General features: G+C 42.1%; 25 protein-coding genes. 7 read left to right on the forward strand and 18 right to left on the reverse strand.

The window, feature by feature from the left end:
• Positions 1-78 precede the first annotated feature (78 nt).
• The gene (locus G460_RS0102215; protein WP_026953838.1) at positions 79-1,779 is read left to right on the forward strand and encodes a sodium:solute symporter family protein; all 1,701 of its coding nucleotides are present in this window, start codon (positions 79-81) and stop codon (positions 1,777-1,779) included.
• Positions 1,780-1,836: 57 nt separating this feature from the next.
• On the opposite strand, the gene G460_RS0102220 is transcribed toward G460_RS0102215, so the two are convergent.
• The gene (locus tag G460_RS0102220) at positions 1,837-2,685 is read right to left on the reverse strand and encodes a DUF2911 domain-containing protein (protein ID WP_026953839.1); all 849 of its coding nucleotides are present in this window, start codon (positions 2,683-2,685) and stop codon (positions 1,837-1,839) included.
• Positions 2,686-2,832: 147 nt separating this feature from the next.
• Here G460_RS0102220 and G460_RS0102230 point away from each other — a divergent pair, with 147 nt between their 5' ends.
• Together G460_RS0102230 and G460_RS0102235 are read left to right on the forward strand one after the other, a co-directional pair.
• Positions 2,833-3,753, forward strand: a complete 921-nt coding sequence (locus G460_RS0102230) for a 2-hydroxyacid dehydrogenase (RefSeq protein ID WP_026953840.1) — start codon at positions 2,833-2,835, stop codon at positions 3,751-3,753.
• A gap of 16 nt (positions 3,754-3,769) precedes the next feature.
• On the forward strand, positions 3,770-4,612 hold the full coding sequence (locus G460_RS0102235) for a universal stress protein (RefSeq protein ID WP_026953841.1): 843 nt from the start codon (positions 3,770-3,772) through the stop codon (positions 4,610-4,612).
• Positions 4,613-4,619: 7 nt separating this feature from the next.
• On the opposite strand, the gene G460_RS0102240 is transcribed toward G460_RS0102235, so the two are convergent.
• From G460_RS0102240 to G460_RS0102250, 3 genes are all read right to left on the reverse strand, one after another.
• Positions 4,620-5,543: a DUF4412 domain-containing protein gene (locus G460_RS0102240; protein ID WP_026953842.1), complete on the reverse strand. Its 924-nt coding sequence runs from the start codon at positions 5,541-5,543 to the stop codon at positions 4,620-4,622.
• Positions 5,544-5,631: 88 nt separating this feature from the next.
• Positions 5,632-6,558, reverse strand: coding sequence for a methionyl-tRNA formyltransferase (gene fmt / locus G460_RS0102245; protein ID WP_026953843.1), 927 nt, complete (start codon positions 6,556-6,558; stop codon positions 5,632-5,634).
• 17 nt (positions 6,559-6,575) lie between these two features.
• Positions 6,576-7,748: an exo-beta-N-acetylmuramidase NamZ family protein gene (locus G460_RS0102250; protein ID WP_026953844.1), complete on the reverse strand. Its 1,173-nt coding sequence runs from the start codon at positions 7,746-7,748 to the stop codon at positions 6,576-6,578.
• Positions 7,749-7,796: 48 nt separating this feature from the next.
• Here G460_RS0102250 and G460_RS0102255 point away from each other — a divergent pair, with 48 nt between their 5' ends.
• Positions 7,797-9,011: an ABC transporter permease gene (locus G460_RS0102255; RefSeq protein WP_026953845.1), complete on the forward strand. Its 1,215-nt coding sequence runs from the start codon at positions 7,797-7,799 to the stop codon at positions 9,009-9,011.
• On the opposite strand, the gene G460_RS0102260 is transcribed toward G460_RS0102255, so the two are convergent.
• From G460_RS0102260 to hisG, 6 genes are all read right to left on the reverse strand, one after another.
• The gene (locus G460_RS0102260) at positions 8,968-9,741 is read right to left on the reverse strand and encodes a polyprenol monophosphomannose synthase (RefSeq protein ID WP_026953846.1); all 774 of its coding nucleotides are present in this window, start codon (positions 9,739-9,741) and stop codon (positions 8,968-8,970) included. The genes G460_RS0102255 and G460_RS0102260 overlap by 44 nt on opposite strands.
• A gap of 221 nt (positions 9,742-9,962) precedes the next feature.
• Complete coding sequence (locus G460_RS0102265) at positions 9,963-10,712, reverse strand: tetratricopeptide repeat protein (protein WP_245578686.1); 750 nt, start codon at positions 10,710-10,712, stop codon at positions 9,963-9,965.
• A gap of 135 nt (positions 10,713-10,847) precedes the next feature.
• Positions 10,848-11,945, reverse strand: a complete 1,098-nt coding sequence (hisB, locus tag G460_RS0102270) for a bifunctional histidinol-phosphatase/imidazoleglycerol-phosphate dehydratase HisB (RefSeq protein WP_026953848.1) — start codon at positions 11,943-11,945, stop codon at positions 10,848-10,850.
• Positions 11,942-13,006 carry a histidinol-phosphate transaminase gene (hisC, locus tag G460_RS0102275; protein WP_026953849.1) on the reverse strand — a complete coding sequence of 355 codons (1,065 nt, stop codon included), beginning with the start codon at positions 13,004-13,006 and terminating at the stop codon, positions 11,942-11,944. The genes hisB and hisC overlap by 4 nt, the downstream gene beginning before the upstream one ends.
• A complete protein-coding gene (hisD, locus tag G460_RS0102280; protein ID WP_026953850.1) occupies positions 13,003-14,298 on the reverse strand; it encodes a histidinol dehydrogenase in 1,296 nt (431 codons plus the stop codon). Before hisD ends, hisC begins: the two co-directional genes overlap by 4 nt.
• Positions 14,299-14,320: 22 nt before the next feature.
• Positions 14,321-15,181 (reverse strand): ATP phosphoribosyltransferase, encoded by an 861-nt coding sequence (gene hisG, locus G460_RS0102285; protein WP_026953851.1) that lies wholly within the window; start codon positions 15,179-15,181, stop codon positions 14,321-14,323.
• Positions 15,182-15,559: 378 nt separating this feature from the next.
• On the opposite strand from hisG, the gene G460_RS0102290 reads away from it, so the two are divergent.
• A complete protein-coding gene (locus G460_RS0102290) occupies positions 15,560-15,973 on the forward strand; it encodes a hypothetical protein (RefSeq protein ID WP_035463756.1) in 414 nt (137 codons plus the stop codon).
• Between the two features lie 57 nt (positions 15,974-16,030).
• On the opposite strand, the gene G460_RS0102295 is transcribed toward G460_RS0102290, so the two are convergent.
• From G460_RS0102295 to rocF, 7 genes are all read right to left on the reverse strand, one after another.
• On the reverse strand, positions 16,031-16,384 hold the full coding sequence (locus G460_RS0102295) for a translation initiation factor (RefSeq protein ID WP_026953853.1): 354 nt from the start codon (positions 16,382-16,384) through the stop codon (positions 16,031-16,033).
• A 47-nt stretch (positions 16,385-16,431) separates the two neighbouring features.
• Positions 16,432-17,283, reverse strand: coding sequence for a universal stress protein (locus G460_RS0102300; protein WP_026953854.1), 852 nt, complete (start codon positions 17,281-17,283; stop codon positions 16,432-16,434).
• Between the two features lie 74 nt (positions 17,284-17,357).
• Positions 17,358-18,266: a 1,4-dihydroxy-2-naphthoate polyprenyltransferase gene (locus G460_RS0102305; RefSeq protein ID WP_026953855.1), complete on the reverse strand. Its 909-nt coding sequence runs from the start codon at positions 18,264-18,266 to the stop codon at positions 17,358-17,360.
• A gap of 11 nt (positions 18,267-18,277) precedes the next feature.
• The gene (locus G460_RS0102310) at positions 18,278-18,868 is read right to left on the reverse strand and encodes a glutathione peroxidase (RefSeq protein ID WP_026953856.1); all 591 of its coding nucleotides are present in this window, start codon (positions 18,866-18,868) and stop codon (positions 18,278-18,280) included.
• Between the two features lie 2 nt (positions 18,869-18,870).
• A complete protein-coding gene (gene argS, locus G460_RS0102315) occupies positions 18,871-20,661 on the reverse strand; it encodes an arginine--tRNA ligase (protein WP_026953857.1) in 1,791 nt (596 codons plus the stop codon).
• Positions 20,662-20,715: 54 nt separating this feature from the next.
• Positions 20,716-21,123: a GxxExxY protein gene (locus G460_RS0102320; RefSeq protein WP_026953858.1), complete on the reverse strand. Its 408-nt coding sequence runs from the start codon at positions 21,121-21,123 to the stop codon at positions 20,716-20,718.
• A 48-nt stretch (positions 21,124-21,171) separates the two neighbouring features.
• On the reverse strand, positions 21,172-22,122 hold the full coding sequence (gene rocF, locus G460_RS0102325) for an arginase (RefSeq protein ID WP_026953859.1): 951 nt from the start codon (positions 22,120-22,122) through the stop codon (positions 21,172-21,174).
• 154 nt (positions 22,123-22,276) lie between these two features.
• Here rocF and G460_RS0102330 point away from each other — a divergent pair, with 154 nt between their 5' ends.
• Complete coding sequence (locus G460_RS0102330; protein ID WP_026953860.1) at positions 22,277-22,714, forward strand: hypothetical protein; 438 nt, start codon at positions 22,277-22,279, stop codon at positions 22,712-22,714.
• 128 nt (positions 22,715-22,842) lie between these two features.
• Positions 22,843-24,237, forward strand: coding sequence for an arginine decarboxylase (locus G460_RS0102335; RefSeq protein WP_026953861.1), 1,395 nt, complete (start codon positions 22,843-22,845; stop codon positions 24,235-24,237).
• 118 nt (positions 24,238-24,355) lie between these two features.
• Here the strand turns inward: G460_RS0102335 and G460_RS0102340 are convergent, their stop codons facing one another.
• The gene (locus G460_RS0102340; RefSeq protein WP_026953862.1) at positions 24,356-25,465 is read right to left on the reverse strand and encodes an alanine racemase; all 1,110 of its coding nucleotides are present in this window, start codon (positions 25,463-25,465) and stop codon (positions 24,356-24,358) included.
• Positions 25,466-25,525 lie beyond the last annotated feature (60 nt).

The following is a 25,525-nucleotide window of genomic DNA, read 5'->3' on the forward strand; positions in this document are numbered from 1 at the left end:
GAGTAGACTTTATGCAGGACTGATAGGAGGTTTACTTGTCATGATCGCATTGTTTTATTGGTTGATGGCAGCTTACTCATGAGTGGAATAGATTGGTTTATACTTTTCGGAACCCTAGCTTCCATCGCCGCTTATGGGATCTACAAAACTCAGGGTCAAAAGAATCTGGAAAGCTATCTGAGAGGAGGAAACTCCATGAATTGGTGGACGATTGGCTTGTCGATCATGGCTACTCAAGCATCAGCGATTACTTTTCTGAGTACTCCTGGTCAGGCATACGAAAATGGAATGGGTTTTATCCAGTTTTATTTTGGTTTGCCGATAGCGATGATCATTATCTCAGTTTTTTTCATTCCGATTTACTATAAGCTGAAAGTATATACAGCGTATGAATATCTTGAAAATCGATTTGATCTCAAGACTAGGACCTTAGCTGCCATGTTGTTTATCGTGCAGCGAGGCCTTGGGGCAGGCATTACCATTTATGCTCCAGCCATCATTTTGTCCACATTGCTGGGATGGTCTCTTACTTGGACAGTGGTTTTGATCGGAGCGGTAGTGATTATCTACACCGTGACTGGCGGCACCGCTGCTGTCTCCATCACTCAAAAGCAACAAATGGCTGTCATGATGGGCGGGATGATACTAGCCGGAATCATTGTGGTGCAAATGCTGCCGATTTCATTTCAGGAGGCGCTTCATGTGGCCGGTAAGATGGAAAAGCTGAATTTGGTCAATTTTGAATTTGACCCGTCGGATCGATACAATGTGTGGTCTGGGGTATCTGCTGCAGTTTTTCTATTCCTATCTTATTTTGGTACAGACCAAAGTCAGGTTCAGCGCTACCTGTCAGGTCAGTCTCTTACTCAAAGTAGAATGGGGTTGATTATGAATGGTTTGCTGAAAATTCCAATGCAATTCATTATACTTTTTATTGGAGTGATGGTGTTCGTTTTTTATCAATTTTATCAGCCCCCTGTCGTCTTCAATTCTGTGCAAACTGACAAGCTGGAGCAAAGTGACTATGCGGATGAGTTTCAACTATTGCAGGATAAATACACCGCCAATTTTGAAACAAGCAAAGGTCAATACATGGAACTGCTTTCGGCTGTGGAAAATGAAGATGAGTCTCAGATCGCATCGATCCAGTCTGGGCTAAAGGGACTAAAATCTGAACAATCAGAAATCCGTGAAGAGGTGAAATCTCTAATTATTCAGAATGATCCTTTGGCCGAAACCCGTGATACCGACTACGTATTTATGAGGTTTGTGATGGATCATCTTCCTCAGGGGATCATCGGCTTGCTATTCGCTGTGATCTTTTCTGCTGCGATGTCCTCAAGTGCATCAGAACTGAACTCACTGGGATCCACGTCTACAATAGACTTGTATAAGCGATCGATCAAAAAAGAAGCTAGCGATCAGCACTACGTTTACTCTTCCAAGTTTTTCACTGCTTTTTGGGGAGGCGGAGCGATCATTTTTGCTCTATACGCCTCTCTCTTCGAAAATCTCATTCAAGCAGTGAATCTACTGGGTTCATTATTTTACGGGACGATACTGGGGATATTTCTAGTGGGATTTTTGATGAAATGGATCAAAGGACAAGCGGTTTTTATCGCGGCTATTTTGTCTCAATTGTTAATCTTGCTCATTCACTTTAGAAATGGAGAAGGACTCTTTGGGTTGCACTGGGATATTGGGTTTCTCTGGTACAATGCCATTGGCTGTTTTACCGTGATGATCTTGGCCTCATTGATCCAGCTGGTCAAAAAATAACCCCTACCGATTGGGGTAGGGGCTTATCGTAAAGTGTTCTTATGTCTGAAGTCCTGATTATTTCAATGATTGGATCAATCGTTCATTAAGTCTGACATAATCAGGGTTTTGAGCAGATTCTGCAAGTTTCATGGATTCTTCAGCAGTTGATTTAGCTTCTTCTTTTTTGCCAAGTTTCGCTTCGATTTTTGCTTTGAGGTGTAGGGTCCAATACTTCGGATCAGACTCCACGGATTTTTCTATCCATCCATAGGCTTGATCCAGACTTTTATCATTGGTGTAATAGTAATTGGATGCAGCATACAATAAGCTCGGGTCTTGGGTATCTGTATCTATGACCAATTCCTGAATTTGCTCCATTACGATTGGATCCACTTCGGTGTTGATCCTAAAATCCACTCTTGTATTTTCCCACTTCATCGACAGATCAGCGCCATTATCGGTCATGTTGTTGAAGCTGATTTCAAAAGTCTCGTATTTCCGACTTAACTTATTGGATTCGACTTCGAATCGAAGGATGTCATCATCAGCTGAGTAGCCAATAGCCCCCCAGAGTTCGGTGTTTTTAGAAAGTACAATGGTCCATTTTGACTTTCCTGGAATCGTATAAAGTGCATACTTTCCTTCTGGGATGCGCGTGCCATGAATGATCACATCGGTGGAAAAGTCCAAAACTGTAGCCGAATTGGCTCCTGTTCTCCAAACTAATCCGTAGGGCACCAATTCTCCAAAGATTTTTCTGCCTTTGGTGCTGGGTCTGGAATAGTCCACGGTCACATCAGTAAGCCCTACTTTTTGGGATATTTGGGCAGATGGGGATGCCTGAGGCATTTGGATTTGCTGCGCTACCAGCACAGAACTATGCAAGAGAGCTAGTAGACCGATCAGGAGGATTGATTTTTTCATGAGAATGCAAATTGGGTTTTCTTTTAGAAAGGCAATTTGGAGAATTTTGTTGCAATCAGAAGTCCATTTTCACATCTTTTTTGATCAGTGGGTAAATCCTTTTTTGCTTTAGTTTCAAAGGATAGATGGATTTATCAATTTTGTTTTATGTCACTAGCAATCATCTGTCCCGGAAAAGATCCTTCTTCATGGATACAAGCCATCAGGTCAATTGATCCTGAACTGGAAATCCAAGTATATCCTGAAATCAAACATCCTGAATCCGTTGAAGCTGTTTTGGTATGGCAGCATCCCAAAGGCATTCTGTCAGATTTCCCCAATTTGAAGCTTGTCAGCTCCATGGGCGCTGGTGTCGATCATATCCTGACTGATGAGAGTATTCCTGAGCACTTGCCTATCGTGAGGATAGTGGACGATCGCCTGACTTGGTCGATGACTAACTATGTGGTGATGGGCGTGCTGAACTTTCATCGACAGATCACTCGCTATCAAACAGATCAGAAAAAGAAGGTTTGGGATATGAGTCAGCCCGAAATAGACGTTAGAGTAGGAGTGATGGGTGTAGGAGCATTGGGCTATGACGTGCTGGAAAAGCTCGATTTTATGGGATTTCCAGTTTTTGGACTGGGATTTTCTGAAAAAGATGATTTTAAATTCCCTTATTATACCCGAGATCAGCTCTCCGATTTTCTGAAGGAAATCAACGTGTTGATATGTCTTTTGCCGCTGACTCCCGATACAGAAGGTGTTTTGAACAAAGAACTTTTTGATCAGTGTGAGCCAGGTACTTACCTCATCAATGTCGCCCGTGGTCGGCATTTGGTGGAAGAAGATTTGGCTCCCGCTATTCAAAGTGGGCAACTATCCGGGGCGATGCTAGATGTTTATCATCAGGAGCCTTTGCCTCAGGATCACCCATTCTGGGAAGTTGACGGATTGACTTTGACTCCGCACATTGCCAGTGTCACCAATCCCAAAGCAGCTGCACCGCAGGTGTTGGAAAATATAAAACGATTGAAAGCTAACGAACCTTTGAAAAACGTCGTAAACCGAAGCAAAGGTTATTAAGTTTTTTAAAAAAGAAATGAACCCAAAACACACCATCCTTTGTCCGACCGATTTTTCCGAATGTTCCCTCAATGCAATTGAATATGCAGCCAGGCTGGGAGAAAAATACAAGTCTCGGTTGCTGCTGCTCCATGTGGCCAATAAAGAAGATTATTTGAAGCTTTCTCCCAATGATCAGGAGGGAATCTATCAGCAGGATTTTTTGAAAGACAAGCTAAAAAGTCTTCAAAAAACTGTGGAGAAGGAGTGTCTTACTTCTGGTCTCGAATCTTGTGAGTGGCATATCGTAGAGGGGAGCATCGTGAATGAGACTTTGGCTTTTGCTCAAAAGGTGCAAGCGGATTTGATAGTAGTTGGGACGGAGGGAATGAATGATCTCCGCAAGAATATCATCGGCTCTCGAGCTAGTAGGATCGTAGAAGAAGCAGAGGTAGATGTCATGGTGATTCCGCGAAAAGTTTTCTTCAAAAAACCTCGCAAGCTAATCTATGCGACAGACTACATTGAAGAAGATAAACTTGCAATTCAAAAGGTCATCGATCTGGCTAAATTTTTCAAGACTGAAATTGATGTAGTACATGCCAGTCCGGGGAATAGAGCTATTGACAAATCTCTCCATCAGGAAATGACAGAAGAGCTCAAGCCTTTTATCAAATATCCTTATGTGAATTTTGTGTTGAAATCATTTCGGGACGATTTGGCTTTGGGACTAGAAACCTACCTACAGACTGCCAAGGGGGATATGCTGGTGACCTTGAGCCAAAAGAAGGATTTTTTCGATAAGATTTTCAAAAATAGCCTTTCAAAAAAAATGGCTTATTTTATCAATAAGCCACTTTGGGTAGTGAAGTCATTCTAGTGAGCGATCACTTGGTTTCTATTCCTGCCATGAGGTTGGGGTATTCAGCAGATGTGTATGTTTTAGGACTGTTTGGCTCTATTTCTATGACTTTCATGTCGACGACAGATCCGTCGGTTGAGGTATAGGTCATTTCCATGAAGTTGCCTTGCGGTAGGTTTTTGAAGTGCTCTCTATAGCGCTGCTGCGCTTTGTCCTTCACAAAAGGACTGTTCATGCTCCAAAATGAATTGACGCCATCGATAGGCTCAGTGGTCACCCAGTAGTATCCTTCTCCATCTTCGTTTTTGACATGAAATTCTTCACATTCGTAGCCAAGAATAGATTTGGTGTTACCGGTTTTTTCTAACGTAATATCATCTTCGGCAAGGGACTCTTCGACATTCTCTTCTACCATGGCGTCGATTCCATCCATGTTGAGCTTGTACGCAAATGAGCTTTTCTCTCCTTTATTGTCCATAAACATGATAGAGGCTTCATGCTCTGTATCCATGATCATCGTCGTGGTCACGTCTGGATTTTTGGGGTCATTGATCTCCATTCCTGTGAAAGAACTTTCGGCACCAATGAGTGATTTGATCAATACAGGATCATCTTTTTTGCCATTTTTTTCTGTGGCCTCCAGCTGAAGTACCATGAATCCCAAAAAGTGATATTCATCTGCTACCGGTACATCTTCACCGATCCCTGCCAAAATGGACTCCATATCCAAAGAGACAGGATTGCTTTCCGAATCACTAGAAAAAACTCCTTCCAGCTGTTTTTCCAGTTGCTTTTGGATCATTTTTTCCATTTCCTCCTCCGCTTTCTTTTCAATGGCTTTTTGAGCACCTCGTTCAGCGGCTTTCTGGATTTTCTTAATAAACTGTGCCTCTGCTTTAAAACTAAGTGTAAAAAGTAGAAGCAATCCTAGTGTGACTATTCTTTTCATAGTGATAAAAGTTTGTAAATCAATAGCTAAGATCGCAAAAGCTGGGGACTCTCAAAAGTATGAAAAGCAAAAAAATAGATTTGAATGACTAGGAGAATTTATAGCCTCGTAAAAAATCAACGGTTTTCATTCTTTTTTTACCTTCCAGTTGCAGTTCCAAAATCTCCAATTGCCCAGAGGAAGTCCCTATTCTCAGGTAGCTTTTTTCATCTGTATATGTCTTTCCGGGAATACTGGACAGGTCAGTCGGTACTACTTTGGACTGGTAGATCTTACAGATTTTGCCTTCCAACTCAGTCCAAGCAGCAGGATATGGAGAGAGGCCTCTGATCAAATTGTGGATGGATTCTGCTGAGTTTTCCCAATTGATTTTCCCTGTTTCCTTGAAAATCTTTGGTGCATGATGGATCGCTTTGCTTTCATCCTGTGGCAAAGCCTGGACATTGCCCTCAGCTATATCTTCGACTGTCTTGACTACCAGTCTCGACCCTAATTCCATTAATTTTTCATAGATATCCCCCAGATTTTCTTCCGGGAGGATAGGGACTTTTTCCTGATAGATGATTGATCCGGTGTCTATTTCGTGTTTGAGGAAAAAAGTAGTTACGCCAGTTTCTTTCTCTCCATTGATGATGGCCCAGTTGATGGGTGCAGCTCCACGATAATTGGGTAGAAGAGAAGCATGAAGATTGAAAGTGCCCAACGATGGCATGGCCCAAACTACCTCAGGAAGCATGCGGAAAGCGACGACTATCTGTAAGTCTGCTTGATAGGAACGGAGCTCTTCCAGAAATTCAGGGGATTTGAGGTTGGTAGGTTGCAAAACTGGTATCTCGTGTTTCAAAGCAGCCTCTTTCACTGGAGAGGGAATTAGCTTTTGTCCACGCCCCTTTGGTTTGTCTGGAGCTGTGATCACAGCTACGACATTCCAGTTGTTTGCTACGAGTTGGTCCAATGAGGGAACTGCAAATTCAGGTGTTCCCATGTATATGATTCTTAGGTCTTTCGTTGCCATAATCGTGGTCGGGGTACTTATCGGTAGATTAGGTATTTGTTTCTCAGAAGCTTATAAGTTTCAAGGTCACTAGCCCAGGATGCTTCTATTTCTTGGGCTGATTTGCCTGCTAGCATGGCTTTTTTGATCTCGTCTGTACCAACTAGCGTGTTGAAGTAATTATTGAAAAACTTTTCTTTCATACCAGATATTTCGTAGGCTTCTAGCAGGTAGCTAAGACTGAATTGATGATCCATCGATTCCGCTCTCAGATCTTTCCCATAGCATAGCTTGTCTTGATGCGGGGGATTTTTAGACATACCATCGATACTTACAGGGGTGAATGTGAAGGAGCCAAATTTGGGATCTGGATAGCCGTATACCTGAAATGGAAAATGAGTGCCTCGGCCAAGAGAAATCACTGTGCCTTCGAATAAACAGGTACTTGGATAAAGGTGGATTGAAAGATCATTAGGAAGGTTGGGGGAAGGCTTGACAGGCAAGGAGTATGCTGTAGAGTGCTCCCAGTTTTTCATAGGAATTACTTCCAAATCGCAGGTTTTGCCACCTTTGAGCCATTTTTCACCATTGATCATTTGGGCGAGTTCTCCTACGGTCAAGCCATGGACTATTGGAATAGGATGCATGCCTACAAAGCTTTCAAATCCTTTTTTCAGCATGGGGCCTGCGATGTAATGTCCATTGGGATTGGGACGATCAAAGATGATCACCTTTTTGTCATTTTCGGCAGCTGCCTCCATGATATAGTGCATGGTAGAGATATAGGTGTAAAATCGCGTGCCCACATCCTGCAGGTCAAAGACCAATACGTCTACATCCTTGATTTGCTCTGGTGATGGCTTTTTATTATTGCCATACAATGAGATGATCGGTAGACCTGTTTTTTGATCGACACTGTTGTCCACTTTTTCACCTGCATCAGCTGTACCCCGAAATCCATGCTCCGGTACAAATACTTTTTTGAGATTCACTCCTTGCTCCATGAGAAAGTCTACCACTTGTAGATTGTTGCGCTGTGGCATGATGGAAGTCTGGTTGGCGACGATTCCCACTCTTTTGCCTTGAAGTAGAGGGAGATAGAGCTCCGGCTGCTCGTCACCCATCAAAATCTGTCCCTGAGATGGTGTAACAAATAACCCAAACAGAGATAAAATGCCAGTCAAAAAAAGGCTTAAGAATGAAAATTTCATATGCTTCCTGCTATTTTGCGAACTTATTGGACAAATTAAATCACTCCATTGAACCTTTCCTATTTCATTGCCAAAAGAATCAGTTTTAGAAGGGCGGGCGGTTTTTCCAGCACCATCCACAAGATAGCTGTCGGCAGTTTGGCGATAGGCCTAGCGGTATCTATTGTTTCTTTTATGGTATTGGGTGGATTTCAGAAGACCGTTGCGGAAAAGGTCTATGGATTTACAGGGCATTATCAGGTGCAGCGATTTACTATGAGCAATGCATTTGAAGAAACTCCTTTTTCCCTTCAAAGTGATTTTGCCCAAAGTTATCAGCAACTTGATTTTATTGACCGGGTCCAGTCTTTTGCACATAAAGCAGCCTTGATCAAGGGTGATCAGGAAGTTGAGGGTGTTTTGATGAAAGGAGTAGGGCAGGACTTTGATACCTTGACTTTCAAAAATTACCTCAGGGAAGGAAGGCTGCTTCAGATTCCCGAGGAAGGAACTTCCAATGAAATCATGGTCAGCTCGGTGATAGCCAATAGGCTTCAGCTCGAAGTAGGGGATCGGATTATTTTATACTTTGTCCAGGAACCTCCTCGATATAGGAGGGTGGAAGTAGTGGGGATCTATGAGACCTATCTCGAGAATTTTGATGAAAAAATCATTCTGGGAGAGCTGCAGACTATTCGCAACCTGAATGGTTGGAGCAAAGATCAGATAGGAGGTTTGGAACTATTTGTTAACTCTAAGCCATCGGATGAACTGATAGAGGCTATTTTGGATCATCTGGATTTTGATCTGAAACTGATTGACTCTCAGGATAAGTTTCTTGAAATCTTTGATTGGTTGAAGCTTTTGGATACCAATGTCTATGTTTTTATAGGACTAATTGGCTTTGTAGCCATATTCAACATGGCTGCGATCTTGTTCATTCTGATCATGGAGAGAACTCAGATGATCGGCTTGCTCAAAGCTCTAGGTGCTAGAAATCAGCAGATCCGTAGGATATTTTTCTGGAATGGCATGCGTATCTTGGGGAGAGGTCTGCTGATAGGGAACGCCATAGGTCTTGGCATCGGACTGGTGCAGGACTTATTTCATCTAATTCCTTTGGATCCTGCCAGCTATTACATGAGTTATGTGCCGATTGATTGGAATTGGCCAGTATTTGTGGGAATCAATTTCGGTATAGCCGGTTTGACTGCCGCAGTGCTCTGGATTCCGGTCTTGATTATTTCGCGGGTGAACCCAATTCAATCGATTCGGTTTGATTGATTTTATAGGGTGAAAAGATACTTTTTACCTTCATCCAAATAACTCCAAATACTGCTTCTTTAAAAATTCCCTTGCTCATCTTGGAAGTTCCTTTGGTTCTATCAGTGAAAATAATAGGCACTTCCTTGATCTGAAAACCAAGCTTCCATGCTGTAAACTTCATTTCAATCTGGAAAGCATAGCCGATAAATCGAATTTCATCCAATTGGATTCCTTCCAAAACAGATCTGTGGTAGCATTTGAATCCAGCAGTGGAATCCTTGATCGGGAGGCCGGTGATGAAATTGACATAAACCGAGGCAAAGTAGGACATCAAAACTCGTCCCATGGGCCAGTTGACCACATTTACTCCAGTAATGTAGCGGGAACCGATACTCATATCAAATCCTTCTTCTGCACAAGCTTGGTAAAGCTTGATCAGATCATTGGGGTCATGAGAAAAATCTGCATCCATCTCAAAAATATAATCATAGCCTCTTGTGAGAGCCCACTTAAAGCCATGGATGTAAGCTGTGCCGAGCCCCAGCTTACCTTCTCTTTGGATCAGGTGGAGTCTGGTGGGAAAATCATCCTGAAGAGTTATGACGGCATCTGCCGTACCATCAGGTGAGCCGTCATCTATGATCAGCAGCTCAAACTCTCCGTCTAATTCCATCACTGTGTGGATCATTTCTGAGATATTTTCTATCTCATTGTAAGTAGGAATGATGACGAGTTTGCGGTGCTTCATGATGGGCTTAAAGCTCAAAAGTAAGTCATCCGTTTTGGATTTGAAGAATGCCCAAGCTAAAATTCCTAAATAGCATGGAGGAAAATGAATATTTCAGTTGAATTGAGGATGTTTTAAAAAGGGTAATATTGATGAAAATGAATAAAGACTAAGTTTCAGCAGACTCTATTTTTAGGGAAAGGAATCAGTCATCTGAGTTGTGATAAGGTCTAATCCAAGGTCTAGGAACAGATATCCAAATTGCTTTGAGCATAGTCAGAACCCATGGAGGCTGCTCTTTGGATGTAATTGCAGCCGTCATTATCCCCCAGTTTGGCCATACAGATTCCTTTCTTAGCCAAGGCTTCTCGATGCGTGGGGTTTTTCTTGAGCACGGTTTCAAAATCCTCGAGAGCCCACTCCAAATATCCCAGATGCATGTACGCAAAGCCTCTGTTGTATACAGCTACCATATTATTTGGTTGCTTGCCAACATACATATTGAATGAACCAGCGCATCCGTAAGCGTCGCCTATATAGGCTCTTGCCATACCTTGATAAAAATAAAGTTCGGGATCCTCCGTATTAATAAGCTTGGCATGTTCAAAAAAACTATTGGCTAGTTTGTAATCTTGATTTTGTAACAAAACTCTGCCTGTTAGAAAATTGATCTCATAGTCTTCGGGGTCAGTTTTGGCAGCACGAAGGAGAATCAGTTCAGCTTCCTTATACTTTTCCTCATTGAAGTATATTTTGCCGATTCCAGCCATGGCTTGTGCATAGTTGGGGTCTATGGAAAGGATTTTTTCATAATCTTCTATTGCAGATTTCATATCCCCCAACTCTTCATGAGATCTTGCTCTGAGATGCAAAGCTTTCACATCAGTGACATGCAAAAACAAATACTTGTTAAGCTCCGAAATCGCTTCTTCGTATTGCTTTTCATAAAAAAGACTTTCGGCCTGAAAAAGATCGGAGGCGCATGAACTCATCCAAAAAAGTACGAGAACAAGCAAAGATTTATTTAATTTTCGTAGCATACCTAAATAAACAAAAAAATAAAGGGTTTAGAAAACTTATCTTTAAAATAATTTTCCTAAACCCTCTGAATGATAGAAGAGTATGGCTTACAAAACTCCCTTGGTACTCGGCAGTTGGTTGATGTTTCTAGGATCTCTTTGGACTGCCATCTTGATAGCTCTAGCCAAAGCTTTGAAAATAGCCTCGATCTTATGATGTTCGTTGGCACCTTCAGCTTTGATATTTAAGTTGCACTTGGCTGTGTCTGAAAAAGACTTGAAGAAGTGATAGAACATTTCTGTAGGCATATCTCCGACTTTTTCACGTTTGAAATCAGCTTCCCACATCAGCCAAGGCCTTCCTCCAAAATCGATGGCCGCCTGTGCCAAAACATCATCCATTGGAAGTAAGAATCCATAGCGATAAATCCCTTTTTTATCTCCCAATGCTTTCAAATAAGCTTCTCCCAATGCCAGGGCAGTGTCTTCGATGGTATGATGCTCATCTATGTGAAGATCTCCATTGACCGTGATTTCCAGATCAGTAGAACCGTGTTTTCCCAATTGCTCAAGCATATGGTCAAAGAAATGTAAACCAGTTTTGATCTTACATTGACCTGAGCCATCCAGATTTAGTTTGATGTGGATATCTGTCTCAGAGGTGGTTCTTTTTACTTCAGCCTTTCTGGGAGGCATTTTCAGGAAGTGATAGATCTCATCCCAATCCGTAGTAGATAGACTGGCAGTTTCCTGCGCATCTCCGATGAAAATAGCTTGAGCTCCTAGATTTTTCGCTAATTGAATATCCGTCAACCGGTCTCCAATGACAAAGGAATTGGCGAGGTCATACGCTTCTGTGAAGTATTGCTCCAAAAGACCTGTTCCAGGCTTGCGGGTATCAGCTTTTTCGTGTTCGAAGGTTTTGTCTATATGAATAGCCTCAAAGAAAACATTTTCCTGCTCCAGAGTCTTGAGCATTTTGAACTGGGCCGGCCAAAAGTCTTTTTCTGGAAAAGAATCGGTGCCCAATCCATCTTGGTTGGTCACCATGACGAGTTCATACTCCAATTCTTCAGCGATTTTTCGAAGATTCGAAATTGCTTTGGGAAGGAATTCAAGTTTTTCAAGGCTGTCCACTTGGTAGTCTGTCGGTGGCTCCTTGATGATCGTACCGTCACGATCTATGAATAGTACTTTCTTTTTCATGATTGAATAGGTTTTGCTACGGTTTTCAAGGCCTTTAGAAAAGCTTCATTTTCTTCTCTACTTCCTACCGTAATTCTAAGGCAATTTTCGCACAGAGTCACCTTGGAGCGATTGCGTACAATGATTTTTTGATCGATCAGATCTTGATAGACTTGCGATGCCTGCGGAATCTGTACCAGAAGGAAGTTGGCTTGGCTTGGATATATTTTTAGAACGAAATCCAATTTTTCCAAGGCTGCCTGAAGATACTCCCGTTCATTTAAAATATCCACGATCATCCGTTCGACCTTTTCTACATTCCCCAAAGCCTGAAGTACGGTGTCTTGGGTCAGTCCGGAGATATTATAGGGAGCCTTGATCTTATTCAGGATTTTTATCAATTCCTCAGATGCAAAAGCCATCCCCAAGCGAAGAGATGCTAAGCCCCAAGCTTTAGAGAATGTCTGCATCACAAGCAGGTTCGGATATTCGTCTAAATGCGAGGTAAAACTCGGCTCATCGTTGAAGTCAATATATGCTTCGTCTACGACGACCAGGCCGGGAAAGTGTTTCAGTAGGAGTAAAACATCCTCTCTTTTGACCTTGTTTCCGCTTGGGTTATTGGGAGTACAGACAAAAATGATTTTGGTATTGGCGTCTATTTGCTTGAAAATCAGTTCGGGTTGAAGCTGAAAATCTTCAGTCAATGAGACTTTCCTGATTTCTACATCATTGATCGATGCACTTACCTCATACATTCCATAGGTAGGAGGCAGCAAAATCACATTGTCTTTTCCTGGTCTGCAAAATGCTCTGTACAAAAGATCAATCGCTTCATCGGAGCCATTACCCAAAAAGATCTGTGTTGGCCTGACCTGTTTGATAGGAGCCAATTTTTCTTTTAAAGCACTTTGATAGGGGTCTGGATAGCGATTGAAATCCTGATCGGTCACAGAACCATAAGGGTTTTCATTGGCATCCAAAAAGACTCCTTCTGCACCCGTGTACTCATCTCTAGCGGAGGTATAGGGCCGAAGCTGTGCGATGTGTGGTCTTAATAATGAGTTGAGATCAAAAATCATAATTTGTTCTTTTTCAAATAATTAAGACGAATAGAAACTGCGTTTTTATGAGCTTCCAATAGCTCGTTTTCAGCCATGATTTCGACTGTAGGACCCAGAACTTTGAGGCCTTCAGGACTGATCTTTTGATAGGTGATTTTCTTAACAAAAGAATCTAGAGAAACACCGCTGTAGTTCCTCGCATAACCGTAAGTAGGGAGGGTATGATTGGTGCCTGAGGCATAATCACCGGCGGATTCTGGAGTGAAATTACCGATAAAGACAGAGCCTGCATTGACGATCTGATCCACTACTTCCTCTTCATTTTTTACTGCAATGATGAGATGCTCTGGGGCGTAAAAGTTGATAAGATCGATGGCCTTCTCCTGGCTTTCCATGACTACAGCCACCGAATTTTTTAAAGCTTTCTGAGCAATATCTTTACGAGGAAGTTCTTCCAGTTGACTCTCAACTTCCTTTTTTATCCTTTTGGCAATTTTTTCTGTAGGAGTCACCAGTACCACCTGAGAGTCTACTCCGTGCTCTGCTTGTGAAAGTAGATCTGCGGCGACAAAGGCAGCATTGGCCGAATCATCCGCATAGACCAATACTTCGGAAGGACCTGCAGGCATGTCGATCGCCACACCATATTTGGTTGCCATCTGCTTGGCTGCCGTTACAAACTGATTTCCAGGACCAAAAATCTTGTCCACTGCCGGTACGGATTCCGTACCGAAAGTTAGAGCTCCTATTGCCTGAGCACCGCCTGATTTGACGATTTTTCGAATTCCGATCAGCTCAGCTGTATAGAGGATTGCCGGGTGGATCTTTCCTTCCAGATTAGGAGGTGTACAAAGAACGATTTCTTTGCAGCCCGCCAGTTTGGCTGGTACGCCCAGCATCAAAACTGTACTGAAAAGGGGAGCAGTGCCCCCTGGAATATAGAGACCAACCTTCTGGATGGGCATACTTTTGCGTCGGCAAACTACCCCGGGCATCACCTCCTCGACGAGCTCAGGATTGGCCTGAGCGGCATGGAATTTTTCTATATTCTGTTTGGCGGTCTGAATGGCTTCTCTCAAATCCGGAGAAATGGCCGCCGCCGCAGCTTGTATTTCGATTTCATCTACCAGCAGAGACTCCAAGTCTACATGATCGTATTCATGTGCAAATTTCAGGAGTGCCTTGTCTCCATTTTTTTTGATTTTTCTCAGGATAGGTTTGACAATTTTATTGATTGCCTTGGTTTTGAAGACTGGTCTGGCCAGCTCTTTTTTCCAGGAGGAATCCTCCGGATTGACAAGCATTTTCATGATACTATGCGTTGTGTTTCTATCAAATCACCATTTTTTCGATCGGGATCACTAGAATCCCCTCTGCACCTGCTGCTCTTAGTTCTTCTATATTTTCCCAAAACTGATCCTCGCTCAATACGGAGTGCACTGATGACCAGCCTTCCTGGGCCAACGGAAGAATGGTAGGGCTTCGCATCCCTGGTATAAGACTGATGATTTTATCGATGGAGTCATTGGGGGCGTTGAGCAAAACGTATTTGTTACTTTTTCCCTTCTGAACTGCATTCATTCTGAAAAGCAGCTTTTCCACGATCTCTTTCTTCCAGTCCTCCAACTCCTTATTGGATATCAGAACTGCTTCGGATTTGAAGATCTCTTCTACTTCCTTAAGTCCATTCATCATCAGAGTAGATCCTGAGCTGACAATGTCACAGATTCCTTCTGCCAAACCTATGCTAGGAGCAATCTCTACAGAGCCGGAAATTTCATGTATCTCGGCATTGATGTTTTTCGATTTGAGATAATCGCCCAAAATCTTGGGATAAGAAGTCGCTATGTTTTTGCCTTCGAAATAGTCAATTCCAGGGTAGTTTTGACCTTTTGGAATGGCTAGAGAAAGACGGCATTTAGAAAAACCGAGCTTTTTGAGGACTTGTACATTCTTGTCTTTTTCGACCAGTTCATTTTCTCCGACGATTCCCAAATCAGCTACTCCATCGGCTACATATCCCGGAATATCATCATCGCGGAGAAATAAAAATTCAATGGGAAAGTTGGTGGAAGTGGACTTGAGTTTCCCCGTTCCATTGTAAAATTTAATGCCACATTCTTTGATGAGGCTAAGTGAGTCATCGGATAGTCTGCCGCTTTTCTGCACGGCGATACGGATTATTTTTTCCATGATAGCAAGTTACGCTAAGAAATAAGAAAGGCTTAATGAAATGTTGGTGAAAGGCCGAATCCCTGTCATCGGCGTCACCGGATGGGTGTGTAAAAATATTCCTCTCAAGAGGAATGATGGAAATGATGCAACACATGTCCGATTAGACCGGTTGTAGAAAAAATACTATGTAGGGCGTTGTTTTTCATTTCTTGTGGCAAAGTTAACAAGTGAGATAAAACATCCAAGTCTTGGCTTCTTTTTGCAATAATTTATTTGTTTTCTTGGTGTAAAGTTATGGGGCTATTTATGGGATCAGATTCTAATTTTTAAAATAAAGTTTCGGTGAATTTCTATTACGAAATTCTCTATTTTGAAATCCAATCAACAACAAACTATATGAAATCAAATGGAATGGCAGTTTTTGCCGGAACATTCGTCTCTTGGATTTTATTTGCATTCATTGCCTTCGGTATGTGGGGATGTCCTACCTACAATGTCTGGCAACAAGAGATGAGTGGTCGTGCGGAATTTGCAAAAGCTGAACAAAATAGAAGAATCCTGATCGAGGAGGCAGCTGCAAATTTGGAGGCTGAAAAACTCAATGCTCAAGCTGAAATCGAAAGAGCCAAAGGTGCTGCTGAAGCCATCAAGATTGAAAATGGATCAATTTCGGAGAAATACATCCAATACCTCTGGGTGAGGCAGCAAAAGAATCTGGGAGATAAGACCGTCATCTATATCCCTACGGAAGCGAATCTGCCGATTTTGGAAGCGGGAAGAATTCCTAAAATACCTGACCCTGGCAACTAAAATCAAAAAAGGCTGTCAATGCTAAAATTGACAGCCTTTTGTGTTTCTTAGGAGAAATCAACCTCCCGATTTTTTCGCTTGATATCCGGCGCTTTGTAATACTTGAACGACCTTGTCTCTGTGATCTCCCTGAATCAGGATTTCTCCATCTTTCGCTGATCCGCCGACTCCGCATTTGGTTTTGAGCATCTTTCCAAGTTCTTTCAGGTCATCTTCTGATCCTACAAAACCCTCCACCAAGGTAACTTGCTTTCCTCCTCGAGCTTTTTTGTCCAGCATCACTTTTAGTTTTTGCTGTGAAGGAGAAAGGGTGTCTTGAGCCTCGTCTCCATCATAGCTATAGTCAAAGTCATCACTGGTGGAGTAAACGACCCCATCTCTCTTTTTCCAATCGTTGTTTTTTCTTCCCATGATTTGCAATAAAAAAGCCTGCGTTGAAGCAGGCAAGTTAAGGAGTTTTAATCCGCCCTAAAAGTCCAAACGAGCCTTTTGGCGTGATTGACCACATCTTCTGCAATGCTTCCTGTGATAAGATGAAGGAAGCCGGTGCGTCCATGCGTAGCCATGGCGATCAGGTCTGCATCGATATCCTCTGCAAATTCTATGATTCCCGCTTCTTCAGACGTAGAATTGTAGATTTCAGCTTTTACGTTTTCGAATTCAAATTTTTTGACAAAATGCTTGATTCTAGCAATGGAGTCTCTGGTAGTCTCGAAGCTTCCAGGAGTATTGACATTGACGAGATAAAGCTCTGCATCGAAAAGCTTTTGGAGTCTTTTGATGTTTTTGGCTGTTTCCTCAGAATCTTCTCTGAAATCGCTAGCGAAGACGATTTTATCGATGTGAGAGGGATTGATTGCCGCTTTGACTGTCAATACCGGGCATTTGGAACTTCTAACGACTTTCTCGGTATTGGAGCCGATCAGCACTTCTTCGATCCCAGTGGCTCCTTTGGAACCCATGATGACCAAGTCAGGATTTTCCTCATTGATGGACTCTGAGATGCCTTGGAACGCATTTCCAAGCTTGATTTTGGTTTGAAGTTTAAAGCTTTTTTCCTGGTATTTTGCTTCCAAGTCAGCCATTTGCTTTTTTCTTCGCTCTGTGAGCTCGATGAAGTAGATCTGGTTTTCGTAGTTGGGTAGATCTACTCCGCCACCCATTGTGCCGAGAGAGCTAAAGGATGGGGTTTCCATCACATGCAAAACCTCCACCTCAAGATTGTCCAGATTTTCGCCTAAGGCAAGGGTGAAGTCAAGCGCATGCTGTGCCTGATCAGAGAAATCAAAAGGAACTAATACTTTTGTCATGGTAAAAATGTTTATTGCTATATGCCAAATTAGCATAAAAATCAGAGCAAAAAAGGACTTTCACCAGCTTTTCCTCAAAGTAGGAGACCTACTCCAAAAAGGATCACCCAAAGCAGGGTGCTCAGTGCCATTTTTTTGAGATAAGGGTCTGTTTCTTGGGAGCTTGTTGCCTGCTGGACGCCTTTGCCGACCTGGATCATCAAGACTGCCGGGATCAAAGCTAAGAGAGTAAAATAACTGTGGGTAAGCAGTGCAAATAAAATCAGGATTACATTTCCTCCTAAAATTAGAAACCAATTGTACTTGACAGCCTTTGCTCTGCCTATGCGAACTGGAATTGATCTTTTACCTGCTTTTACGTCCGATTCGATATCTCGGATATTATTGATATTCAAAACGGCCGTGCTGAAAAGTCCCAACGCAACGGCAATAGCTAAAGCTAAGGGCTCAAAGCTCAAAGTATGCAAGAAATAGGTGCCCAAGACACCCAGAAGCCCGAAGAAAATAAAAACCGAAATGTCACCCAAGCCGGCATAGCCATAGGGATTTTTGCCAGAAGTATAGGAAATAGAAGCCCAAATAGCCGCCAATCCCAATGCTAAAAACAAACCAAATAGCATCCAGTCCTGAACTGCCACAAATAGCAACAACAAACCAGATAGTAGGGATAAGCCTCCAAAAAGGTACATGCCTTTTTTCATTTCCTGAAGCGTAATCAATCCCGATTGGACAGCTCTCACTGGACCTTGTCTCTCCGAGGAATCTGCTCCGTGGACGGTATCGCCGTAGTCATTGGAGAGATTGGATAGTATCTGTAGAAAAATCGTGGTCAAAGAGGCGAGGAGGAGAATTTCCCATCTGAAATCACCCATCCAAGCGGCTAGGAAAGATCCTCCAAATATACTGGCCAAGGCCAAAGGCAAAGTACGAAGCCTGACTGCGTGCAGCCAGGCTTCCTTTTTTGTTGCTATTACTTGTTTCACTAAAAGCTAATTTATGCTCCTACCAACTCCAAAATCTCTTCATCCAAAGGAGCGACAGAAGAAGGGAAGAACTTCATCAATTCTCCATTTTCATTGATGTAATACTTGCAAAAATTCCAAGTTGGTTCCTGGTTATTCCATCCGTTGAGTTTTTCATCGGAAAGCCATCTGTACAAAGGATGCTTGTCGAATCCTTTCACTGAGATTTTTTCGAAAACCGGGAAAGTCACCCCGTAATTTGCGGTGCAGAATTCTTTGATCTCCTCATTGGAACCCGGCTCCTGACCTCCAAAATTATTGGCAGGAAAAGCGAGAATTTCCAGTTTATCGCCATAGTTCGCATATAATTCCTGCAAGGCTTCGTACTGAGGGGTATAGCCGCATTTGGAGGCTACATTGACCAACAGAACTTTCTTGCCTTTGAATTGACTGAAATCTATTTCATTTCCATCCAAATCCTTCATTTTGAAGTCATAAAAGCTGCTTTCCATTTTGTCTGAATTAAATGAGATCATACCTGCCTGCAAATGCTCGGGTCTTTCCAAAGTTTTGCCGCAGGCAAAAGTGATTAACAGAAGAAATAAACGGGTGAAATTTTTCATGATTACATTCGTTCTGGCACTGCGATACCCAGCAAACTCATTCCTTTCCGGATTGTTTTGGCGGTCAATGCCGAAAGTGCCACACGGAAGGCTAGAATAGCAGGATCATTTTCATTGAAGATAGGCAAATCTGCATAGAAACGATTGTATTCCTTGGCCAAATCGAAGAGATACTGTGCCAAAATAGAAGGAGAATAGTCGTCGCCGGCTTGTTTGATTTTCTTTTCAAAATCATTGAGTAAGAAAATCAACGCGGACTCTGATTCTTCTACTTTCTCGATTCCTTTGCCATCAAAATTTGAATAATCCACGCCCAGTTGATCGGCTTTTCTCAAAATAGAAGCAATCCTAGCATGAGAATATTGGATAAATGGACCTGTATTTCCCTGGAATTCGATGGATTCCTGAGGATTGAAAAGCATTCTCTTTTTAGGATCTACTTTCAATAGGAAGTATTTCAAGGCACCCAAGCCCAACATCTCATACAACTCTGTGGCTTGCTCAGGTGTGAATCCTTCGATCTTGCCCAATTCTTTGGTGTGGGCAGCTGCGGTGTCCACCATTTCTTGCATCAAGTCATCTGCATCGACAACGGTTCCCTCACGAGATTTCATTTTACCAGTAGGCAAATCAACCATTCCGTAGGATAGGTGGTACAAACCCGGTCCATAAGGACGACCTAGTTTTTGCATGATCTTAAACAAGACGTCGAAGTGATAATCTTGCTCATTTCCAACTACATATACGGATTTGTCGATTTTGAAATCATCGTATTTCAAATCGGCAGTTCCCATGTCCTGCGTGATATACACAGAGGTCCCATCCCCACGAAGTACCAATTTTTCATCCAAACCCTCGGCTGTGAGATCTACCCACACAGAGCCGTTTTCTTTTTTGAAGAAAACCTCCTTTTTCAGACCTTCTTCTACGATGTCTTTTCCTAATAAGTAGGTATTTGATTCATAATAGGTTTTGTCAAAGTCAACTCCCATACGCTTGTAACTCGCATCGAAACCTTCGTAAACCCATCCGTTCATCTGCTTCCAAAGAGTCACAACGGCTTCATCATTAGCCTCCCATTTTCGGAGCATTTCCTGTGCTTCCAGTAGGATAGGGGCGTTTTTCTTGGCTTCTTCCTCAGTTTGGCCCTCAGCCATCAATTCCTTGATTTGCTTTTTGTATTCTTGATCAAAAAGCACATAATATTTCCCCGCCAAATGATCTCCTTTCAAACCAGAAGTTTCAGGAGTTTCACCGTTGGCAAAGTGCTGATAAGCCACCATGGATTTACAAATGTGAATTCCACGATCATTGACCAAGTTGGCTTTGGTGACAGTGTAGCCATTAGCCTTCAAGATTTCTGCTACCGAATAGCCCAAGAAGTTGTTTCTAAGGTGACCAAGGTGCAAAGGTTTATTGGTATTTGGAGAAGAATATTCCACCATGACCTTTTGACCATTTGCAGGCAGCTGTCCCAAATTTGGGTTTGCATAAATCTTCGAAAAGACATCCAGCCAGGAGTTTTCATTCAACACAAGATTCAAAAATCCTTTGACCACATTGAAGTCAGCCACTTCTGAGACTGAGTCTTTGAGGTATTCGCCGATTTGATTGGCAGTGGCTTCAGGAGTGGTTCTGGAAACTTTCAGAAAAGGAAAAACTACAAAAGTGTAGGTTCCTTCAAATTCCTTTCTAGTGGGGGCAAGACTGATTTGATCTAAGGAAAGATCGTGATTATAGATATTCTGAAAGGCCAGTTGGATGCCTTGGATGATGTTTTCTTGGATATTCATTGTTTGTGTTTATAGCCACAAAGGGCACAAAGGAAGACGCAAAGAGCAAGAAATTTAACTTTCACGAAAATGTTTATTGATCACTCTTTGAATCCCAAATTTAAGACGAGTTACATTAAAGTTTAAAATTAAGCCCAATCTAAAATTCCCCAAAGATAAATAGTTGATTGTTTGAGCGAGATGAACATCAGTGATTTTTTCTACAGATTTCAATTCCAAAACCAATTTATTTTCGACAAGAATGTCAATTTTGTAAGCTACTTCAACCTTGATTCCATCAATAAAAAGAGGCATAACTTTTTCTACTTCAATGTCGAACCCTTCTTTTATTAATTTTAATGAAAAGGCCTTTTTGTAGGCATTTTCTAATAGACATGGGCCCAATTGAGAGTGAAGATCAAGGGCAATCCCGATCACTCGGTTCGTGAGTTCATCGTCCGTAAGTGAAGAAAACTTTCCCATAATACTTCGGTCCTTTGCGTGACTCTTTGCGTACTTTGTGGCCTAAAATTAGAAGTTGTCTACTAGGGATTTGGTAGTCACTTCGAGTACTTCAAAGGCGTTTTCAGCCATGGTGTTCTCTGTGTCTAGAGTAGGGTTGACCTCTACGATCTCCCAGCAGCAAACTCGCTTGTCTTTAATCAATTCCGCATTGAGCTGAATCGCCTCTTCTACCGTCAAACCGTCTGGAACAGGAGTGCCTGTACCTACTGATATGGAGCTATCCAAACTATCTACATCAAACGATATATAGATCTGATCGCAATCTTTTAGAATCTCCAAAGTTTGTTGAGCGATGGACGCGATACCGTCTTTTCTGACTTGATCAGTTTTGAAATTGGTAATCCCGTATTTCTCAATAAGATAATCCTCAGGTTTTTCAGTATCTCTTACCGATATAAATACGATGTCTTTAGGATCGATTTTCGGTTGATCTCCACCGATTTTTTTAATTCTTTCCCAATACAATAATGTCTCTTCGTCCGGTGTATTTTGTTGGCAATCCAGATTGTCTAGTTGGCTCACCATGGCCAAGGGCATGCCGTGCATATTGCCGGAAGGAGTGGTGTAGGGAGTATGTAGGTCTGCATGGGCGTCTATCCAAACTACCCCAAGTCTCAGCTCAGGGTTGGCAGCTTTGATTCCCATGATAGTGCCAGCGGCAGTGCTGTGATCTCCGGCCAGCACAATTGGAAATTTCTTTTCCAAACGAAGGGACTCTATCGAGCTGTAAACGTTTTTCAGTACTTGATAGACTCCGTCAACATATTTAGCATGCGGAAATTTATTGCCTTTCCACAGGTAGTTATTCGCATCAGCTACATGAATGGGATCAAATTGGGTGAAGAAATCTGATTTCTTGTCCAGCGAAGCAATTTTAAGTGCATCAATGCCCAGACTGGCTCCTCGGGTACCTGCGGCAATTTCTGATCGGACTTCCACTAGTTTGATATTTCTCATAGATTTTTCTAAAAGCGTGATCGGGTTTATAGACAAAACTAACCAAAAGGATTGACTCTAAAATTTTCTTTAAACCCTATAAAATTTATAGGGATAATAGGAAATATAAATATTTGACCTACCTTTGAACTCATCAATTAAAAACCAAATACAAATGAGCGCAGTTAATTCCCTTACGCAAGCTTCGACATTTGGGGTATGGACGACCCAGTCTTCCCCGCAAATTTCTACCAATTCAGCTTCACAGCAGGTCTTGAAGTTTTACTTCCAAAGGTCCGGAGAGTACATGCAGGGAATATGTCGCTTTGAGGATTCTTTTGGTTTTATGATGCCATTGTTCAAGTCTTTGCTAGGCTTGGGTACTTCAAACTGGTTGGAAGTGACATTTTCTCCAGAGACAAAAACTGCCTATTTCATTTTCCCAAAATCTGAAGTAAAGTCAGTTGAAAACAAGCTGAACGCAATCCACGAGTTGCTGATTCGGGAGTTGCATTTTAAAAGTGTGCTCAGTCAGCTGATTGTCAATAAGAAGAGGTTTCAAAAGGAGCAAGCCTTGTTGAATGCCTCCTTGGGTATCAAACAGCAAGATTAGTTTCTGAAAGATCTCATGCATAGGAAAGGGACAAAGCCAGTGCGTTTTGTCCCTTTTTCATTTGATATTCGCCATTATTATTCAATTTTTGCAGGTACTTTCAACTCACTTTAAAACCGAATCGACATATGAATCGATATATTGATTTGATCCAGCAGACCTTTGATTTTCCGACCAAAGAGTTTCGTGTGGAGAACAACGAGCTATTTTTCAATGGTGTCAACTTGATGGAAATCATCGAGACCTATGGCACTCCTTTGAAGCTGACTTACTTGCCGAAGATTTCTGAAAGTATCCAAAACGCAAAGACTTACTTTGCCAATGCGATGCAGACTCATGACTACAAGGGCAAGTACACCTATTGCTATTGTACCAAATCCTCCCACTTCAGTTTTGTGCTAAACGAGGCTTTGAAAAATGACATTCATATCGAGACCTCTTCGACTTTTGATATTCCGCTAGTTCGTAGTCTCTATGCAGATGGCAAAATCACGAAGGATACTTATATCGTCTGTAACGGCTTCAAGAGGGATTTGTACAAGCAATACATCAGTGAACTCCTCAATGACGGTTTCAAAAACTGTATTCCGATATTGGATAATTTGAGTGAAATCGACTATTACCTAGAGCACGTCAAAGTTCCGTTTCAGGTAGGAATCAGGATCGCAGCCGATGAAGAGCCAAAGTTTGGTTTTTATACTTCAAGACTGGGTGTGAGATACAATGACATCTTGAAGCTTTACGAAGAGAAAATCAAAAACAATCCGAATGTGAGTCTGAAGATGCTTCATTTCTTCATCAATTCCGGGATTCGTGATACAGCATATTATTGGTCTGAGTTGACTCGATTTATCCAGAAATATGTAGATCTGAAAAAGATTGCTCCTACACTTGATACGATGGATATCGGTGGCGGATGGCCGATCAAGACTAACGTGTTCTTCGATTATGATTACCAATACATGGCCGATCAAATTGTGAAGAATATCAAGTGGATGTGCGCCAAGAACAATACAACCGAGCCGAATATTTTCACAGAGTTCGGAAGCTATACGGTAGGAGAGAGTGGTGCAGTACTTTATTCTATTTTGGATGAAAAACTACAGAACGATAAGGAGCTCTGGTATATGATCGATGGATCCTTCATCACCCAGCTACCGGATAGTTGGGGCTTGAATCAGAAATATATCATGCTGGCAGTCAACCACTGGGATGAGGAATACCACAATATCAATCTGGGTGGATTGACCTGTGATAGCATGGATTATTACAATTCAGAAGCTCACCAGTTTAATATCTATCTACCAAAAGCTGAGAAAGAAAAAAAGCAGTACATCGGTTTCTTCCATACTGGTGCTTACCAAGAATCCTTGGGTGGATATGGAGGAATTCAGCACTGCTTGATTCCAGCTCCGAAGCATGTTTTGATTGATAGAAATCCAGATGGAAGCATAAAGCATTGGCTTTTTGCTGAGGACCAAACCGAAGAAAGCATGCTGAAAACTTTGGGTTATAAAAAGTAATTATTGATTTGAGTATAAAGAAAAAGGAGTGGGATTCAATCTCACTCCTTTTTGCTTTTTAGGGGATTTATTCCTTGAGCGAAGCCATTCAAGGTGGTGTTAGATATTTTTTCACCGATCAATGGCAGCCTTCAGCATGGTCAATCCACGTGCCATCTGTGCTCAAATAAGCTCCCATGGCATCTGCTGTCATGCAAGAATGAACTGGAAGAACCCCCAATAGATCACCTATCTGAACTGAGTTCAAAAGTGATTTAGAGGCTTTAATAATTCCGTGCTCTTGGGAAATACTTTTTAGGTAGGATTTATCTTCATTCTCTGGGATTGTCCAGCCATGATCATTCAAGTAGACGATTTCGCCAAAGTTTTTGGTTCCGTTTTCACCTACCAAGACATCCTTCGCTAGATGAACGCCTCCTCCATGAACCAAGATTTCTCCTCGATCTCTGTTGATATCGACTACAGGAACAGCAAGTGCGACCGCGATTTCTGATTTCTCACATCCTCCTAGGTTCGCCTGCATCAGGTCGAAGAAAACGAAATTCCCAGGTCCCATTTCATCAATATCTCCGAAATCCTCCATCACGGCACAGCCAGGAGTATCACCAGTTCTGGTCACCAGTTCCGGGTATTCTGATTGATATTTCGCTTTCAGCATACCCAATGCATCTCTTGTTTGTTCATAGAGGGCAGGAATATCAGGCATGTAATAGGAATGACCCGCATGCAGATAGAATCCCTTAAAATACAAGTTTTCCGATTTTTTGGCAGTTAACAGGATTTCCTCTATCAAACCAAAATCAGACACATGAACTCCCGTACGGCCGTAACCGGCATCGATTTCAATAAAAAATCCAACTTTCTCCGTCAACCCATCTACCAGTTTTTGAGCAGTCACGGGATTGACTACCTGCACAGAGAAAGACTGTTCCTTGGCTAATTCATTCAGTTTGGCAATTTCGAGAGTATTGAATGGAAAGGCAATATGAATATTGTCCCAGCCTTGTCCGCAAAGATATTCAGCCATCTTGATGGAAGATGCAGTTACTTCTTTGATTCCATATTCCTTGGCCCACGTGCCGATGATGCGGGATTGGGCAGTTTTCCAATGCGGAACTAGCTTCATATCATGCCTGGCAGCCTTATCACTCATTCGTTTGATATTGGCACGGCAGATTTTTTCATCAATTAATAAAGTGGGTGAGGTAATTTGGGATAAATATGACATAGGTTGTGGTCATTAAAAGTTTTCTAAAATTTTTAGAAAAGTAAGAAAGATTTGCCAATC

It is taken from the genome of Algoriphagus vanfongensis DSM 17529 (genome assembly GCF_000429465.1).
Taxonomy (GTDB): domain Bacteria; phylum Bacteroidota; class Bacteroidia; order Cytophagales; family Cyclobacteriaceae; genus Algoriphagus; species Algoriphagus vanfongensis.